This window comes from Nonomuraea sp. NPDC049784, from assembly GCF_040659615.1.
Classification (GTDB): domain Bacteria; phylum Actinomycetota; class Actinomycetes; order Streptosporangiales; family Streptosporangiaceae; genus Nonomuraea.
Map to the genome: position 1 here is coordinate 83,000 of NZ_JBFAMX010000006.1, position 15,918 is coordinate 98,917.

The following is a 15,918-nucleotide window of genomic DNA, read 5'->3' on the forward strand; positions in this document are numbered from 1 at the left end:
GGGGTTCGTACGATCAGGGGGCGGCGCGAGCCCGGTAGAGACGGGCTCGCGCCGCTATTGCTCTGCGAGCGCCCGGTTTTCAGCGGCGCGCTTCTCAAGCTCGGCCCGCTCGCTGGCAAGGCGCGCCTCTTGCTCGGCCAGGCGCTCGGCCTCGTGCTGGGCCTCACTCGCCCGCCGCTTGGCGCGGCGGCGCGCTCCTTCCTTGTCCAGCTCTGAGGCCTCCGGCAGAGCGTGGTAGTGCTCCAGGAGCTGCCGGACGATCTGGCCCATCTGCTGGGCGGTCGTCTCCGGGACGCGGGCCCTGCCCGCACGCCACGGGCTAAAGTACTCCCAGCTCGTGGTGGGGTAGACGATGCTGGTGGACGCGAACTCCACACCATTTAGGACCGGGGCATGCGGTCCTGCCACGGTGCGGGAGCTGTCCCAGCGGTAGGCGTGGGCCATCTCCCATTCGCGGGACACGTTGTCGCCGTACTGGACCTGAAGGGCAGGCTCGCCCTCGCTGGCCAGCTCGTAGGGGCCGATCCAGATCACGCCGAGACCGGCGACGGCGTAGCGGATGCCCGGACGGCCCATGTCCGCTCTGTGCACGAACCGGTAGCGGCGCGTCTTCGGCTTCCGCCCCTTGGCCGCGCCCTTCATCAGCGTGACCGCGCCCCAGGTCACTCCGTCGCTGTACTCGCCCAGCGGGTCATCACCGAGCTCATCGAGAACACTGGGGTCGAACCCGCCGATCTGCCTGAGCACCCGGTCAAGCGCATCAGCCACGTCCTCCCGAGACGGGACACGGCCAGCCTGCGGCATCATCACCGGACACGTGTCCGGACAGCGCTGACCCTCCTGGGTGTCACAGAAGGGGCACGGCCCGTTCTTCGGCACGGTGGCGGAGGCGGGGAACACGTCCTCGACTGGCCAGAACTTGTACGACTCCTCGACGGTCTCGGCCTCGCCGGTCTTCGGGTTCTCCACCTCCTTGGTGCGCTTCCGCTCGACCTTCGGCGCCATGATCCAGATCGCGGCCGCGTCGTCCGCGATGGCCCGGCCGTAACCGCCCCAGAAGAAGCGCGGCTGTACGTGGGTGGCCTTGGGGTTCTGCCCGAAGATCCGCATGGCGTTGCGGATGGAGTAGACGTCCATGCGGGCGCAGAACAGGCGGAACCCGTCGATCGTCTCGGGGTTGGCGGCCATTGCTGCGGCGACCTGAATCTCGACGCTCTTCGCGGTGGCACGTCCAGCGTCCTTGTGGGCCTGCCAGGCAGCAAGCTCCTCGGCGGTCATGCGGTCATCGATGCTAGTCATTCGTGGATTCGCTTTCTCTGTGGTGGCGGGCAGTGCGATAGCGGTACCGCTGTCGCTTTTTGGAGACAGCGGTACTGGGGCTAGGCGTAGAGGATCGGTGGGCCGACGTGGCCGAGACCGTCACACGACAGACACGGCCTCTCGCTTATGCTGCGGTCTCTCTCAGGCGTAGCGCGGACGTGACATACGGGCTGCCGAAGTCCTCGTCCGTATAGGCGACCATCAGCCGGACGGGGCAGGCTCGGCTTGTGAGCGCGGTCGGGGTTTCGACGTAGATATCGGTGACGGTCCCGTACCGGACGCCGACCTTCACCCGGTCGCCGACGCGGAACACCGCCATCTGATCGCGGTGTCCGCGCACGTGGGTGGTGATGTCGCGTCGGTTCAGGTGACGCCACCCGGGCGAGCCAGGTGCGCGAACGACGGCCTTGGCCGGCGCCGTCCCGTTGAACAGGACGCGGATGGTCCAGCCGTCGCGCTCCAGGACGAGCGCCTGACCGTCCCTTGTGACGAGCCAGTGCCCGAGGTTGGCGCGGGCCATTAACGTGTGCGGGTTCATACCTGTTCCTTCGTGGGGTGGATGATGATCATGTGCTTGGATCGGGCGTGCCGCCCCACCGGGTCCTCCGGGTGAACCGCCAGCTCAACCAGGCAGCCGGGGCCACGCATCGCGCTGCGCTCGATGTAGTGCGCGATCCGCAGGGCCTCGTTCTCCGGGTGGGGCTCGCCGAGCTCGACGAACTGCCACACGATGGTCTGGCCGGTCGTCTCGTACCGGATGTGCACCTCGGCGCCGGTCTCCAGGTCGCACCACAGGGTGTCGTCGTCCGGCATGACATCGTCGTCGCGGTAGAGCCGGGGGTCGCGGGGGCCGTAGAAGTCGTTCCACACCGCTTCGACCTCGGCCGCGGCCAGGTCGAACAGGCGCGGCCTCGCGGACTCCTGCGCGGTGCGGGCGGCCTGGTCCTGGGCGCGGCGCGCGAGGGTGAGCGCCTGCTTGGCCTTGTCGTACGACTTCTCGGCGCGTTGGCGGGCCTCGGCGGTGCCTCGGAAGCCGTGGTGCTCCAGGTCGCGTTCTTGCGCCGCTTCGAGGGCGCGTTCGGCGTCTTCGAGGGTGCGCTGAGGGTGGCGTACGTCGCGCGCCACTAACAGGTAGTCATCGAGCTTCGGGGCGCCGGTGGCGACGAGCTGGTCACGCACTCTTGATCTCCCATCTGTCCGGGGTGACTTGTGTAGTGATCGGGTTGGGGGTGTAGCCGGGGATCAGCTCGGCGTCCTCCTGGCACAGGGCGTACCGGTGCCCGTCGAGGACCACCGCGGCGACTACAAGCGCGACGTTGCATCCGACCGCCTTGCACGGCCCTTCCTCATCCGCCCGCAACCGGTCCCACGTGATCCCCTCGGCCGGCCCGGTCACAGGCCCGGGTCGGCGTCGGAGATGGCCAGGTCGTCGAACCATTCGCTCGGGTCCTGCATGAGCACGCAGTCGGGCTCGCAGTCCTGGTTCGCGGCGGCGCCGCACTTGGGGCACAGCTCGCTCGTGGCGTACAGGTTCACAGGACTCCGGCCTCCTCCAGCCGCGCGTACGCGGCGGTCCGGCTGGTGTTGAACTCTGCCTGCGTGGCGACCTTGCGGCAGAACTTGCACCTGTAGCGGCGCGGGGTGGCGACTGGGATCTCCTTCACGACCAGCACGACGCCGTGCAGGCAGATGCCCATCCGGTCGCAGGCGGCGTACAGGGCGTCGCCTGCGGCGTCCATGGCTGCCTGCTCCAGGTCGGCGTCACGTCGAGCGGACTCGATCGCCTCCATCTCGGCGCCGAAGTCGTCATCAAACATGCAGATCTCCCGATTGCTCTATTCGTGTGCTGGGGTGTGGTGCGTTAGGTTGGGAACAACCAACGACCGGGCTTCTTCTGGTGGGTGGCTGGTTTCTCTTTCGCGCGTGGTGGCGCGGGGGTTAGTAAGGTGGCCGGACCCGGTGACAGGTCCGGCCATCGGCGTTTTCAGACCGGTGGGAAGACGAGGGCGCGGACGTCGATGACGATCTGGCCGCAGCCGCCGCCCAGGGAGTAGCCATTCCAGGCGGGGTTCCTCGCCTTTGGTACGGCAGCGGGACGTGTGACTGCGGTACCGCTGCCGCTTTGTGCCGTGCGTTCAGCTCTCGGAGTGTCCGTCCGGGATCGTAGTGAACACCTCGCCGAGGTGGTCGATCAGGAGCTTGGTCTCGGCGTTGGTGAGCCGATCGAGCGCGTCCACGTCCCAGACGTCGGGGTTGTGGGTGGCGCACATCGCGGCCCACGTGAGCGCCTCCGACACGATCGCGTCCCGCTCGTCGCGGAGCGCCTCGTAGCGGGCCAGCGAGTCCGGGTTGTACCGGCCGGACGGGTCGGTGCCCTCGGGCCAGATGCGGCGCGCCGCGCGCTCGGTGATGATCGCACCGACCTGCACCCGCGCGTAGGCCTCGCCGTGCAGTCGTGCACGCTCGACCAGGACGCCCTGTAGCAGGTGGTCGTCGGCCATCCGGGTCGCGTTGTGCGTGATCAGCTCCCAGTCCCAGGTCATGTTGTCGGGGTTCTGCGTGTAGTTCCTGTGGCTCATCTTCAGGAAGGTGGCGATGTCGTCGCACACCCGGTGGAAGGGGATCAGCTGGTGGTGGCCAACCAGCAGGTCCGTGGCGCACATCCAGGCGACGGCGTCGATCACGCCCTGCTCGCTGGCGCCGGCCGCCGTGGCGTGCGCGGCGACTTCGTCGGGGGTGAAGTAGTAGTCGATCGGCGGGCGCTGGTCGTTGCGGGTGTCGTTCTTCATGGCGATCATCTTGTTCTCCTTCGTGGTGGTTCGTGTGGTGGCGGTACCGCTGGTGCTTTCGGTGATTTCCTTGGTGGCCTGCTCGACGAGGTGGCCGAGCAACTGCCTGGCGTCGCGGGTGTTCAGGTCGTCGAAGGTGAGGCCGTCCCAGATGTTGTACCGGCCGCTGAAGTGGGCGTCGATGTAGATGCTGGCGTTCATGCGGTAGCCGTACATGATCTCGTTGAGCAGCGCGTTCCAGTGGCTGGGGTGCCAGTCGCCGAAGCGGTGCGCGGCCACGCTGTAGGCGATGGCGTCCATGGCGTGGGTGGTGGTGCCGCCCTTCGCGGACAGGGCTGCGGAGGCGATGTCGGCGGGGACGGGGATGACGTCGCGGGGGATGCGGTTGATCTCGTAGGCGACCGTGGTGGCGGGGGTGGTCACTCGCCGTTCTCCTTCGGTGTTTTGCCTGGTGAGAGCTGTTTTTGATCATGTTGTGGTGCGGACTTCGATCATACCAGGGTCAACGAACGTATGTATACCTAAGGGGGACAGTGCATTTGACCTTGACGGACCTGCACGTCAGAAGCGCTGTAATCGCTCCTAGCGCGTCTAAGAGGCGTCCGATACGCTGTCTCCAGACCGGAGCTGATCGCGCGTCCGCGTGGACAACGACAGGTCTAGCGCCCGTTTCTGCGACGCACCGCACCGCACGCCTGACGACCGCCGCTATTTACTAAGCTTTTTCATCTTGAGCGGCACGTCCCAAGCGTCCTTGGCTACGACCGCGCCACATACAAGAGGTGCGGGCTCCAAAGTTCGCGAGAGGGCCAGGACTCGCCTCTTGTCCGCCTGACGTGCACCCTCCGCCTCTCACCCGGGCTCGTTTACTGAGGGTGCACCGGTCGCTCAACGGCCGCCCGGATGGTCGCGAAGTACTCGCGAGCCCGCGCTGTGGTCGAAGGTTGCGCATTGAAGAGCACCGCTCCGAAGGACGTGCGATCGGCCCACACGCAATAGTAGGCATCGGTGAGCCAGCACATGGACTGTCCCTCGTACGGCCAGGGAACCAATGTGTGAGCCTCCCGAGCCGTCCGCCCGAACGATGGCATCAGCCAGTCCGTGAAGATGGTGTCCGACTCCAGGCGCGGGGACTCGGCCACGAACAAGGTCACGATCGAATTCAGAGGATCGCCATTGGAGGAGCGGCGGAGCGGAACGTATAACCCGTCGGCCGACTTCGTGATCCGGAAATCGCGGCCGCGCAGGCCGCGAAGGAAGAGCTGGCCGAAGTCGTCGGTGATGTCCTGATCGCGCAGGGTGAGCCCGGCGACCTCGCGGGGCAGCGACACGGTGGTGGCGCCGCGCACGGCGGGCAGGCTCCTACGGGGGTCACTGGACGTGGACGCCGATATCGTGGCCGCCGGCGGCGAGCCGCGGTCGGCCGCCGACCGCGACGAGCCCACCACATAGCCTCCGGCCGCACCCGCCACGAGCAATACCACGCCAGCGGCCATCAGCCGCCACCAGCCAGCGCGAGGAGGGGATCCGCCCTCCGTCTCCAGCATCTCCGCGCGATCCATCGACATGCGACGCTCCAATCGTCGGGAGCGAAAGCGTAGCCCATATGATCATCCGCCGCCGCAGCGGAACACGGGAGCGGAAGAATATGAGATGAGTCGGCCTGCAGGCCGAGGTCACGTCCGCGCACGTGGTGTATGAATCGATCTTCCGCAGGTTAAGCGGTGAATGTCTGCGGGCATGGGTCCGGGGCCGGTGCGCCGCCGGGGAATCACTTGGATGCGGGCCTTGGTCAGGATGTCCGGGCCGATATAGCGGCGGGCTTCGACCCATTCGTCGGTCTGCTCGGCCTGGACGGCGCCGATGAGGCGGATGATGGCTCCTCGGTCGGGGAAGATGCCGACCACGTCGGCGCGGCGGCGGATCTCCTTATCGAGGCGTGGGCCTCTCGCACGCCATATGTGCGGGTTCGACGCAAGGCGGCGGCGAAACCCGGGCTCGTCGCCACCAGCAGGGCCCGCGCCCGTGCGGCCGGCCCGTCCTCGCCATCCGCATCCACACGCTGCACCAGGCACTGCTCTCGCGCTTCGGCGCGCTGATGCTCCCGCGCTTCGGTCTCCCGGACGGCAACGGCCGCACGCTGTGACCGCGACGCCACCACCTGACCGTCCTCGTCGAGCCAGGCCGCGAGGCGGTGCCGCACCCAGCCGGGGATGTGCCGCAGCTCGGCCACGCTCTGCCACGTGTACGTCCAGGCGCTGTCGTCGGGGCGGACGTCCAGCGCGTGCAGCACGTCGGCCACCGTCCAGCCAGCGACGAGGAAAGCCCGCAGCACCCAGCGCAGGTACCACGGCGTCATGTGCCGCAGCACGTTCGACTCCTGCCGGAGGCGTTCGCAGGCTGCGAGTCGATCACGTTTGGTCCTCGGCGATTCGTGCAATCCCCATGTCGGCGAGATACGTGGGTTACGGCGGGCACGGCAAGGTGCCTCGCGCGTGCGCGTGGGATCTTCTCTGTCTCTCTCAGGGAGAGAGACAGAGGGGGGTTCACTTATGCGTTTATCCTGGTCAGAACTGGTGTAATCGGTCGAAACAGGCGCTATTTCGCGACGGATGCACAGCACCCAGACGGCCGCACGATTGCCGAGGCCGTCGTCTTCCAGGCCCGCGCTCGTGCCCTTGCGGAAGCGGACCGTGGTGCCCTCCTCGACCACACCGAGCCAGCCGCGCTCTCTGAGCCAGCGGACCCAGCGCTTCACCGTCGCCTTGGACAGGCCGGTGCGCTCGCAGATGCCTGCGATCGTCGGCCGGGAGCACATCGTGTTCCAGTCGGCCGCCCAGGCGATCACGTGGGCGACGCGGAGCAGGTTGCCGTACCCGTCGTAGCGAAGGGCCAGCACATCGGGGTCCTCTCGCAGAGCGCGCAGGAACGTCTGCTGGTCGGGGGTGCGTCGCATGCCGCGCGGCACGCATGCCAGGATGAGCGCCTTCGACGGCAGCAGCTCCAGGTTGGGCGTCCCGGTGTCGCCCTCTGCGATCTCGTGGCCCGTCATCACGGCGCTCACGCCGGATTCCGGCGCGGGGCCGTAGGCCACCTCCTTGGGAGGCGAGATTCCCTTTGCAGGATGTCCCAGTTCGGCCGTACGCCTTTGTTCTCGCCCCGGCGTGGCGATAGAGCTAGATGATCTTTGCCCGCGCCCTGCCCGGAGAACCTGTCATCCGGTGCCGCATCGTGTCGCGAGATGGCAAAGCCACGCACCGCCGCGACCGCACAAAAAGCCAGGTCAGACTGTGTCCGACCTGGCTGGTGAAGAGTGCCCCCTGTAGGATTCGAACCTACGCACCCGGCTCCGGAGGCCGGTGCTCTATCCCCTGAGCTAAGGGGGCTCAACGAGTGAAAGGCTATCAGCATCCCGACACCACTCGGCACCGGATAAAGCTCCTCGTACGCATCCAGCGAAAACCACCCGTCACCACCCCGCTACAGGTAACTTTGCGGCCGTGGGCGAGGTTCTTGGGAAAGTACTGGTCGTCGACGACGATGAGGTCATCCGTCAGCTCATCGCGGTCAATCTGAACCTGGAGGGGTTCGAGGTCGCGACCGCCACCGATGGGCAGGACTGCCTTGATCGCGTGCTCGACGTCATGCCGGATGTCATCACGCTGGATGTGATGATGCCGTGCCTGGATGGATGGGCGACGGCGGAGAAGTTGCGCACCGGGGAGGCCACCAGTCACATCAAGGTCGTGTTGATCACGGCGCGGGCGCAGGACGATGACAAGAGGCGGGGGCTGGGGATCGGGGTGGACGCCTATCTGACCAAGCCGTTCGATCCGGCCGAGCTAATTCAGGTTGTGAGAGATCTGGCGGCTGGCGGTCCGGGCTGAGGAATGACCTCCGTCAGAGAGGGTGAGTGGAGTGCTGGGCGTGGATGCGCGGCTTGAGCGGGCCGAGGCGATGTACGAGCGGGCCGTTTTCGGTGGTGACGCCAGCGGGCTGGAGGTGGCCAACCGGGAGTTGGACGGCCTGGAGGCCGATCTGGCGCTGGCTCGCGGTCGCGTCGCGCACGCACGGTTTCTCGACGGGCAGGGCGAGGACGCGGAGGAGCTGGCGCTGTTCGAGCGGGCGGTGGCGCTCTATCGGCTGGTCGGCGACGTGCGGGGTGAGGGTACGGCGCTGTTCTGGGTGGGGGTCTTTCATCAGGTCGTCCGGCGCGATCAGGAGTCCGCGCGGGCGGTTTTCGAGCGCTCCCATGAGCTCGCGACCCAGATCGGCGACAAGCTGACGCTCTCGTACGTCCTACGCCACCTCGGCATCGCGGAGCACGTCGCCGGGCGGTTGCAGGCGGCGCGGGAGCGGCTGGAGGAGTCCGTACGGCTCCGGAGGGAGCTCGGGTTCCAGGCCGGCGTGGCGGCCAATCTGGTGGGGCTGGCCTATATCGCCGTTGCGGAAGGGCGGCGTGATGACGCGGTGGCGGTGCTCGATGAGGCCGGTGAGATTGCCGAGGCCAATGGCGCGGCAGGCGTGATGCGCTCGATCGAAGAGGCGCGGGCCAAGTTGTAGCGGATTCTTTTTACGCGCTGTAGCCGAATTCTTTACGTACGCTGGCCCTACCGCTTGTCCGACCCAGGAAGGCCCAACCGTGCGTAGCTCTATTTTCGGCAATCTCGAGTCCCAGCCGCTGCCCCCGGGATTCGCGCTCCAGAACGGCAAGATGCTCAGAGTTCAGCTACCGCACGAGGTTCTGGCCAAGCAGGGCTCCATGGTCGCCTTCCAAGGGCAGATGGACTTCGACTACGAAGGCGGAGGCCTCGGCAAGCTGTTCAAGAAGGCCGTGACGGGCGAGGGCGCGTCGCTCATGCGCGTACGCGGCGAAGGGCTGCTCTACCTCGCCGACAATGCCGACGACATTCACCTGTTCTACCTGGAGAACGAGGGGATCACCGTCAACGGCCGCAACCTGCTGGCGTTCCAGCCGCAGCTCACCTGGGACATCCAGCGCGTGCAGGGCGCCGGGATCGCGGCGGGCGGGCTGTTCAACACCACGGTCACAGGGACGGGGTGGGTGGCGGTGACCACGCACGGCACGCCGGTGCTGCTCGACGCCGCCCGCATGCCCACGTACGCCGACGGCCAGTCCGCGGTGTGCTGGAGCACCGGGCTGCGGGTCGGCGTCAACCGGACGATGAAGGTGGGGGCGCTGATCGGGCGCGGCAGCGGGGAGGCCATGCAGCTGTCGTTCAGCGGGCAGGGGTTCGTGCTGGTGCAGGCCAGTGAAGGGGCGCCCGTCGTCACCGCCTCATGATCCGTCGACCTAGACACAGGTAATTACCTTCGTGCTTGACGTTGATCTGGTCAAGGCGCTGGCCAATGACAAGCGGCTGCTGATCCTGGGCTGGCTCCGCGACCCCGAGCGCCACTTCCCGCCCCAGCGCGACGGCGATCTCGTACGTGACGGAGTCTGCTCCCTGTTCATCGCCGAGAAGCTCGCCGTCAGCCAGCCGACCTGCGGTGAGCATCTCAAGGTGCTCGCCAAGGCGGGCCTGATCCGCGGTAAGAAGATCAAGCAGTGGGTGTCAGGAGCAGGTGGGTGTGGGAGCGGTGTTCGTGCCGCTCCACGAGGCGATGAAGCCGAACGTCGTCGAGGCCCCGGGCGCGAGCGACCCGTTCCAGCCCACATTACGCACGGTCACCGAAGAGCCGCTCGCGCTCAGCGTGCCGTTCCAGAGCTGGCTGATCTGCTGCCCGTTCCCGAACGTCCACTGCACCGTCCACCCGCTCAGCGCCGCCGCGCCGCCGTTCTTGACGGTGACCTCGCCCTGGAAGCCGTCCTGCCACTGGTTGGTGATCTTGTACGTGGCCGTGCAACCGCCCGCGGGAACGGTAGGAGTAACGGTTGGGGTGACCGTCGGCGTGGAGGTCCCGGACAGGGCGCTCACCAGGGCCGGGTACCACTTGTCGGACATCTTCTGGTCCCCTGCGGCGTTCGGGTGCACGCCGTCGTACGTGTCCGTGCTCGTGCTGAACCCCGTCCACTGGTCGACCACCGTGATCGGCGACTGCTGGGTGGTGGTCGCGGCGGCCCAGGCCGGGATGGCGTTGTTGAAGTTCACGGCGCGCTGGCCGCAGTCGGCGCAGCTCGACGGGTTCATGGGGATGATCTTGGCGACGATGATCTTCATGTTGGGGTTGCTGGCCCGCATCTGGGTCACGAGCGTGGTGAACGCGCTGAGGATCGTCGCCGGCGCGATGTTGCTCCACACGTCGTTCGTGCCGAGGTGCATCAGAACGATGTCGGGTTTGGTCGCGGAGAGCCAGCCGGGCAGCTGGTTCTGGTTGGCGATGTTGGTGGCGAGGTAGCCGCCGTGACCCTCGTTGTCGCCGTCGTACGAGACGCCGCAGCCCTGGAGCGGGAGGGTGCCGACGAAGTCGATGTTGGTGTAGCCGGTGCTCTGGAGCCGGTTCCAGAGCAGGGCCCGCCAGCAGCCGGGGGATCCGGTGATCGAGTCACCCAGGGGCATGATCCTGGTGGCGGCGGCGCCGCTGGCCTGGGTGGTCGTCGCGAATAACACCGCAGCGGCCAAGGCCAGCATCGCCGCCAGCAAAGTGCTGGTCCTGCGCATCGTCTGCTCTCCCGTCGTAGCCTGCGCTGATCGTAAAAAGCGCTCCGGTACGACGAAAGGCGACTCAGTACGCACAGATCCATGACCTGCGAGAACGCCGTGTAACTTTCAGGCCTGGCCCTGGCGGACCACGACGAGCGGGCAAGGCGCGTGGTGGAGCATGGCCTGGCTGATCGAGCCCATGAGCATCCCGGCGAGTTGGCTGTGCCCGTGGGAGCCGACCACCAGCAGGTCCGTTCCCTTCGCCGCCTCCCTCAGAACCTCGACGGGATGGCCGTGCACAACCTCCGTCACCACCTCGACCCCGGGATGCCGATCGCGATGCCCCGCCAGCAGATCGTCCAGTTCCCGCAGTGCGTCCCGCTCGCTGTCGGGGTCGGCGGGCTCGAAACCGCTCGGATGCGGCCAGGCCCATGCATGTACGGCGCAGAGCCTCGCACCGCGCAATTCGGACTCGGCGAACGCGAACTCGATCGCCCGCCGGCCTCCGGGTGAGCCGTCGACCCCGACGACGATCTCGCCCCGCGGCGTCGAAGGGCGCTCGCGCACCAGGACCACGTCCGTGGTCGCGTGCGCGGCCACCCCGTACGCGACGGAGCCCACCAGCAGCCCCCGCACGCCACCGATCCCCCGGCTGCCGACGACCAGCAGCTCGGCTCCCTCCGAGGCCTTGACCAGGGCAGATCTGGGGTCACCCGGGAGCAGGACGGTCTCCACGGTGATCTCGGGCCGCTCCCGGAGCGCCCTGTCCCGCGCGGAGATGAGCACGGTCTTCGCGCCCTCACGCATCCACCGGCCCACCTCGGCGTAGCGGCCGTGGGCCTCCTCGCACACCCACTTCGGAACGGCGTGCGCCACGGTGAGCGGCGCTTGACGCAGCGTCGCTTCCGTGGCGGCCCAGCCGGCGGCGTCCAGCCCGGTGCGCGAGCCGTCGACGCCCACGATGATCACGGAATTTGCTCCTTAGGCGAACGCGTAGCACTCCACCTCGGCGCGCCGGAACGGGAGTCCCCTGGCCGTGGAGTCGCGGAGGCACTGGCGCTGCGCCTTGCCTAGTTTGAGCGTGCCGCAGACGGTAATGCCGGAGTACGTGCGGCAGTCGAGCTTGGTGTCGACTCTGCCCACGCGGTATGTCTCCTTGACCGCTTCCCGGCATTTCGCCTTACCGGTTTCGGCGTAGCGGCACTGGGAGATGAGGGTGTCGTACTGCTGCTGACTCACTTCTTGCTGGCCTGTACCGTCCGCGAAGGCGGCGGTCACGCTGGACGTGGCCATGACCACAAGTCCTGCGACAGCGGCGATCTTTTTCATTGTTTCCCCTGATGGGGACCATACCGCCCAGGGCGCTCGTCAAACCTCACGCTTGATCGCGAGCACGCCGAGCCAGGTGCGGTGGCTCGCGCTCACGCGGTGTTCGAGAACCTCGAACCCGGCCTCGGAGAGCAGGCCGAGCAGTGCTTCCGGCTCGCGGTGCACGAACCACCGGTACAGCTCGCCGCCGTACGCCACCCGCTCCCAGCCCTCGCCGTCGCCCGCCGAGGTGCTCAGCCCCAGCATGCCGCCCGGACTCAGGGCCATCGACCAGGCACGTAGCGTGAGCTCGGTCTGGGCGGCGGGCACGTGCAGGAGCGCCGCGACCGACCACAGGCCCGACAGGGAGCCGGGGGCGAGCGGCGGCCGTCGCAGGTCGCCCAGCATCGCGGGGACCCCGCGGGCGGTGGCCAGCCTGACCATCTCGTACGAGCGATCGACTCCGACGACGAGCAGCCCCTGCTCCAGAAGCCAGGCCGTGTCCCGCCCGGGTCCGCAACCCAGGTCGGCCACCAGGCTGCCTGGGGACAGCGCGTTGGCGAAGCGCTGCCTGAAGGCAAGGAAAGTGCTGTCCAAGGTTTCCGTGCGTGCGGCGAAATCGGGAGCGATGCGGTCGTAACTGGCCGTGGTCGTGGGGGTGGGATCTTCCATCGCTGGATCATGCCATGCCGCGCCACGTCAGGGTCAGGGGATGGGCTCCAGCATCCGGTGGGGTGACTCGAGGGCGCGGCTGACCGGATCGTGCCTGTTGCCCTCCAGGCCGGGGCCCGGCCGTACCTCGATTTCGTCCAGCGGGACGTTGCGGCCGCAGGCCGGGCAGTATGACTGGCGGTCGAGCCTGGTCTCGCAGGTCACGTGGTGGAACAGGCGGCGCGGGCCCCGATCGCTGAGATGCCGCTCGCCCCACTGGCCCAGGGTCAGCACGGGGATCCAGAGCTCGCGGCCCATGGGGGTCAGGACGTACTCGTCGCGCGGCGGGGTGTCCTGGTAGCGGCGCTTGGCGAGGACGCCGGCCTCGACGAGGGCGGTGAGCCGCTGGGACAGCACCGCGCGCGGGATGTCGAGGTGGGCGAGGAAGTCGCCGTAGCGGCGCACGCCGTACATGGCGTCGCGGACCACGAGGAGCGTCCACCGCTCGCCGATCACTTCCAAGGCCTTGGCCAGAGAGCAGTCCTGGCCGTCGTAGTTCTTGCCGAGCGCCATGGAATCCATGTTAGTTCATTCACCGAACCGTGCTACCGTGCGCGATATGAGTTCAATGACCGAACTGACTGTGGAGCGGCGGGCGACGCTCACCGTGGCGTCGTCGGCGCCGCTGCTCGTGCTGACGAACTACACCTTGCCGATGGTGACGCTGCCGCAGACGGCCGCGTCGCTGGGCGCGGGGCCGACCGGGCCGGTGTGGATCCTCGGGGCGATCGCGCTGGGATTGTCGTCGGTGTTGCTGGTCTCCGGCGGTCTGGCCGACGACTACGGGCGCAGGCGGGTGCTGGTGGCGGGCACGGGAGTGCTGGCAGGTGCGAGCGTGGTGGCCGCGGTGAGCACGTCTGTGCCGGTGTTCGTGCTGGCCAGGCTGGTGCAGGGCGGGGCGAGCGCGGCGATGCTGGCCGCGAGCCTGGGCATCGTCGGTCATGCCTACCCGGGAGGGCGGGAACGGGTGCGGGCCAGCGGGCGGTACGGGGCGATGATGGGGCTCGGCACGGCGCTGGGACCACTTGTGTCCGGGGCGCTGGCGACCGTGGTGAGCTGGCGGGCGGTCTACTGGCTGATGGCGGCCTGTGCGCTGGCGTTGGCCGTGGTGTCCGCCCGGGTGCTGGAGGAGTCACGGTCGGCGATGCCGCGCAGGTTCGACGTGCCCGGGGTTGCGCTGCTCAGCCTCGGCGTGGCCGCGCTGGTCGCGGGGGTCACGGAAGGGCGGGTCGGGTGGTCGCGGCCGGTCGTGCTGGGCGCCTTCGTGGTGGCGGTGGTGCTGGTGGGGGCGTTCGTGGCGGTGGAGCGCCGGCGGGCGGAGCCGCTGCTCGACCTGGAGTTGTTCCGGCGGCCGGCGTTCCTCGTGGCGACGGGCGGGGCGCTGGTCGTGGGAGCGGCGGTGGTCGGGATGCTCAGCTACCTGCCGAGCGTGCTGCAGGCCGTGCACGGGCTGACGCCGCTGGACGCGGCGCTGCTGTTCTGCGTCTGGTCGGGGCTGTCGTTCGTGGCGTCGCTGCTGACCAGGCACGTACGGCTGGGCACGGGCGCGCGGCTGGCGCTCGGCCTGGGGCTGAGCGCGGCCGGGTTCGCTGGGCTGCTGGGCGTAGGTGACTCGCTACGCCTTCCGCTGGTCGTCGCCGGGCTGGCGGTGAGCGGGGCCGGATCCGGACTGATCAACTCCTCGATCACGCAACTGGCGATCGACAGCGTGCCCGCCCACCGCGTGAGCATGGGCTCCGGGGCCAACAACACCGCCCGCTACGTTGGCTCCTCACTGGGTGCGGCCGCGGTGGCGGCCGTCATCGGCGCCTTCGGCTGGGGCCGGGGGACGACGATCACGGTGGCGGCCTGCATCGTGCTCATGGCCGTCACGGCGGTCGCCGCCCTGGCCACGCCCGCTCGTGCCCGGCACGAGCTTCCCTGAACCGCTCGTGCGATCTCATCCTGATGGGGTAGGGGGCCTTCGTTGGAAGATTCCTTCGACCGTCTCGGAGGAGGTAGCAATGAGCACATCCGGAGTCGGCAAGACCGTTCAGGACGTGATGCACCACGGAGTGGAATGCATCGGTGAAAATGACAGCCTGCGCAGGGCTTCGCAGATGATGCGTGACCTGTCGGTCGGCGCGTTGCCGATCTGCGGGGACGACGACCGGCTCAAAGGAATCATCACCGACCGGGACATCGTCATCAAGTGCTGCGCCGAGGGCAAGGACCTCGACCAGACCACGGCGAGCGAGCTCGCCAAGGGGCTGGTGTGGGTGGATGCCGGCAGCAGCGTCGAAGAGGCGCTGATGAAGATGGAGCAGCACCAGATCAAGCGACTGCCCGTGATCGACAACCACCGGATCGTGGGCATGGTAAGCGAGGCCGACCTGGCAAAGGAACTGCCGGACAACAAGCTCGCCGAGTTCGTCCACAGGGTCTACGCACCCTCCTGAGGCAACGCCTGTCCGGACCGATCAGACGAATGGGGCTCCAACCGGAGTCCCATTCGTCATGTAAAAGGAGTGCAACCTTTTGCCCCATGGGACGCGTTGGCAACGGGCGAAAGGAGAGCGCATTGGATCGTCACGACGGCTTCCGCGAGTTCGTGCTCGCCCGCCAGCAAGCGCTGATGCGAACCGCGTACCTGCTGATGGGAGACGCCCATCTCGCCGAGGACCTGCTCCAGAGCGTGCTGACCAAGGTCGTGGGGCATTGGTCCAAGCTGTCCAGGGACGGCAACCCCGAGGCTTACACGCGAAAGGCGCTGGTCAACCAGTACATCTCCTGGCGGCGCCGGCCCCGCCCCGAGTTACCGAGCGCCGACCCGCCCGAGCAGGGCACCTCCCATGACGAGGCCACGCTCGACCGGATCGTGCTGCGACAGGCGCTGGCCAAGCTGACCCGCAAGCAGCGGGCAGTGATCGTACTGCGCTTCTGGGAAGACCTCACCGAGGCGCAGACGGCCGACGCGCTCGGCTGCTCGATCGGCAACGTCAAGAGCCAGACCCATCACGCGCTGGCCCGCCTGCGCGCGCTCGCGCCAGAGCTGGCAGACCTGCACATCCAGGAGGTAGCCCGATGACGAGGTTGCGCGAGGCACTGAAGGACCTCGCGGAGGAGGCCCCGCCGGTGAGCCTGGCCAACGCGGCCATAGCGGGCCACCGGCGCAGGCAGCGGACCAGGCTGGTGGTGACCGCTGT

Annotated in this window: 20 protein-coding genes, 1 tRNA gene and 2 pseudogenes; 6 read left to right on the plus strand and 17 right to left on the minus strand. The window is 68.0% G+C overall.

Annotated elements, in window-relative coordinates; genetic code table 11:
• Window positions 1-54: 54 nt before the first annotated feature.
• The 11 genes and pseudogenes from AB0J09_RS03280 to AB0J09_RS03330 all read right to left on the minus strand — a co-directional run bounded on the left by AB0J09_RS03280 (window position 55) and on the right by AB0J09_RS03330 (window position 7,495).
• Window positions 55-1,299 carry a hypothetical protein gene (locus tag AB0J09_RS03280; RefSeq protein ID WP_360684312.1) on the minus strand — a complete coding sequence of 415 codons (1,245 nt, stop codon included), beginning with the start codon at window positions 1,297-1,299 and terminating at the stop codon, window positions 55-57.
• A gap of 145 nt (window positions 1,300-1,444) precedes the next feature.
• Complete coding sequence (locus AB0J09_RS03285) at window positions 1,445-1,858, minus strand: hypothetical protein (protein ID WP_360684315.1); 414 nt, start codon at window positions 1,856-1,858, stop codon at window positions 1,445-1,447.
• Window positions 1,855-2,499, minus strand: coding sequence for a hypothetical protein (locus AB0J09_RS03290; protein ID WP_360684318.1), 645 nt, complete (start codon window positions 2,497-2,499; stop codon window positions 1,855-1,857). The genes AB0J09_RS03285 and AB0J09_RS03290 overlap by 4 nt, the downstream gene beginning before the upstream one ends.
• Window positions 2,492-2,716: a hypothetical protein gene (locus AB0J09_RS03295; protein ID WP_360684321.1), complete on the minus strand. Its 225-nt coding sequence runs from the start codon at window positions 2,714-2,716 to the stop codon at window positions 2,492-2,494. The genes AB0J09_RS03290 and AB0J09_RS03295 overlap by 8 nt, the downstream gene beginning before the upstream one ends.
• Window positions 2,713-2,856: a hypothetical protein gene (locus AB0J09_RS03300; RefSeq protein ID WP_360684323.1), complete on the minus strand. Its 144-nt coding sequence runs from the start codon at window positions 2,854-2,856 to the stop codon at window positions 2,713-2,715. Before AB0J09_RS03300 ends, AB0J09_RS03295 begins: the two co-directional genes overlap by 4 nt.
• Window positions 2,853-3,137, minus strand: coding sequence for a hypothetical protein (locus AB0J09_RS03305; RefSeq protein WP_360684326.1), 285 nt, complete (start codon window positions 3,135-3,137; stop codon window positions 2,853-2,855). The genes AB0J09_RS03300 and AB0J09_RS03305 overlap by 4 nt, the downstream gene beginning before the upstream one ends.
• Before the next feature lie 318 nt (window positions 3,138-3,455).
• On the minus strand, window positions 3,456-4,532 hold the full coding sequence (locus tag AB0J09_RS03310) for a hypothetical protein (protein ID WP_360684329.1): 1,077 nt from the start codon (window positions 4,530-4,532) through the stop codon (window positions 3,456-3,458).
• A gap of 443 nt (window positions 4,533-4,975) precedes the next feature.
• Entirely contained in the window at window positions 4,976-5,656 is a 681-nt protein-coding gene (locus AB0J09_RS03315) for a hypothetical protein (protein WP_360684332.1), read from the minus strand.
• 129 nt (window positions 5,657-5,785) lie between these two features.
• Window positions 5,786-6,049, minus strand: a pseudogene (locus tag AB0J09_RS03320) (transposase); the annotation flags it as partial.
• 788 nt (window positions 6,050-6,837) lie between these two features.
• Window positions 6,838-7,161, minus strand: a pseudogene (locus AB0J09_RS03325) (hypothetical protein); the annotation flags it as partial.
• 262 nt (window positions 7,162-7,423) lie between these two features.
• Window positions 7,424-7,495: transfer RNA gene (locus AB0J09_RS03330), tRNA-Arg, on the minus strand.
• 114 nt (window positions 7,496-7,609) lie between these two features.
• Here AB0J09_RS03330 and AB0J09_RS03335 point away from each other — a divergent pair.
• The 3 genes from AB0J09_RS03335 to AB0J09_RS03345 all read left to right on the plus strand — a co-directional run bounded on the left by AB0J09_RS03335 (window position 7,610) and on the right by AB0J09_RS03345 (window position 9,414).
• Window positions 7,610-7,996 (plus strand): response regulator, encoded by a 387-nt coding sequence (locus tag AB0J09_RS03335; RefSeq protein WP_360684335.1) that lies wholly within the window; start codon window positions 7,610-7,612, stop codon window positions 7,994-7,996.
• Window positions 7,997-8,036: 40 nt separating this feature from the next.
• Window positions 8,037-8,672 (plus strand): hypothetical protein, encoded by a 636-nt coding sequence (locus AB0J09_RS03340; RefSeq protein WP_360684338.1) that lies wholly within the window; start codon window positions 8,037-8,039, stop codon window positions 8,670-8,672.
• Between the two features lie 79 nt (window positions 8,673-8,751).
• Window positions 8,752-9,414, plus strand: coding sequence for an AIM24 family protein (locus AB0J09_RS03345; protein WP_360684341.1), 663 nt, complete (start codon window positions 8,752-8,754; stop codon window positions 9,412-9,414).
• Here the strand turns inward: AB0J09_RS03345 and AB0J09_RS03350 are convergent.
• The 6 genes from AB0J09_RS03350 to AB0J09_RS03375 form a co-directional block, all read right to left on the minus strand.
• Window positions 9,401-9,628: a hypothetical protein gene (locus AB0J09_RS03350; RefSeq protein ID WP_360684344.1), complete on the minus strand. Its 228-nt coding sequence runs from the start codon at window positions 9,626-9,628 to the stop codon at window positions 9,401-9,403. The two genes, AB0J09_RS03345 and AB0J09_RS03350, sit on opposite strands and share 14 nt — an antisense overlap.
• Window positions 9,629-9,685: 57 nt before the next feature.
• Window positions 9,686-10,732, minus strand: coding sequence for a cellulose binding domain-containing protein (locus AB0J09_RS03355; protein WP_360684347.1), 1,047 nt, complete (start codon window positions 10,730-10,732; stop codon window positions 9,686-9,688).
• A gap of 108 nt (window positions 10,733-10,840) precedes the next feature.
• Complete coding sequence (locus AB0J09_RS03360) at window positions 10,841-11,683, minus strand: universal stress protein (RefSeq protein WP_360684350.1); 843 nt, start codon at window positions 11,681-11,683, stop codon at window positions 10,841-10,843.
• A 12-nt stretch (window positions 11,684-11,695) separates the two neighbouring features.
• Window positions 11,696-12,043 (minus strand): hypothetical protein, encoded by a 348-nt coding sequence (locus AB0J09_RS03365; RefSeq protein ID WP_360684353.1) that lies wholly within the window; start codon window positions 12,041-12,043, stop codon window positions 11,696-11,698.
• Between the two features lie 39 nt (window positions 12,044-12,082).
• Window positions 12,083-12,694: a class I SAM-dependent methyltransferase gene (locus AB0J09_RS03370; protein WP_360684356.1), complete on the minus strand. Its 612-nt coding sequence runs from the start codon at window positions 12,692-12,694 to the stop codon at window positions 12,083-12,085.
• A gap of 33 nt (window positions 12,695-12,727) precedes the next feature.
• Window positions 12,728-13,246 (minus strand): helix-turn-helix domain-containing protein, encoded by a 519-nt coding sequence (locus tag AB0J09_RS03375; protein ID WP_360684359.1) that lies wholly within the window; start codon window positions 13,244-13,246, stop codon window positions 12,728-12,730.
• A 46-nt stretch (window positions 13,247-13,292) separates the two neighbouring features.
• On the opposite strand from AB0J09_RS03375, the gene AB0J09_RS03380 reads away from it, so the two are divergent.
• From AB0J09_RS03380 to AB0J09_RS03390, 3 genes are all read left to right on the plus strand, one after another.
• Window positions 13,293-14,657, plus strand: a complete 1,365-nt coding sequence (locus AB0J09_RS03380) for an MFS transporter (protein WP_360684362.1) — start codon at window positions 13,293-13,295, stop codon at window positions 14,655-14,657.
• 79 nt (window positions 14,658-14,736) lie between these two features.
• The gene (locus AB0J09_RS03385) at window positions 14,737-15,171 is read left to right on the plus strand and encodes a CBS domain-containing protein (RefSeq protein WP_360684365.1); all 435 of its coding nucleotides are present in this window, start codon (window positions 14,737-14,739) and stop codon (window positions 15,169-15,171) included.
• 122 nt (window positions 15,172-15,293) lie between these two features.
• Window positions 15,294-15,800, plus strand: coding sequence for a SigE family RNA polymerase sigma factor (locus AB0J09_RS03390; protein ID WP_360684368.1), 507 nt, complete (start codon window positions 15,294-15,296; stop codon window positions 15,798-15,800).
• The last annotated feature ends 118 nt before the right edge of the window (window positions 15,801-15,918 follow it).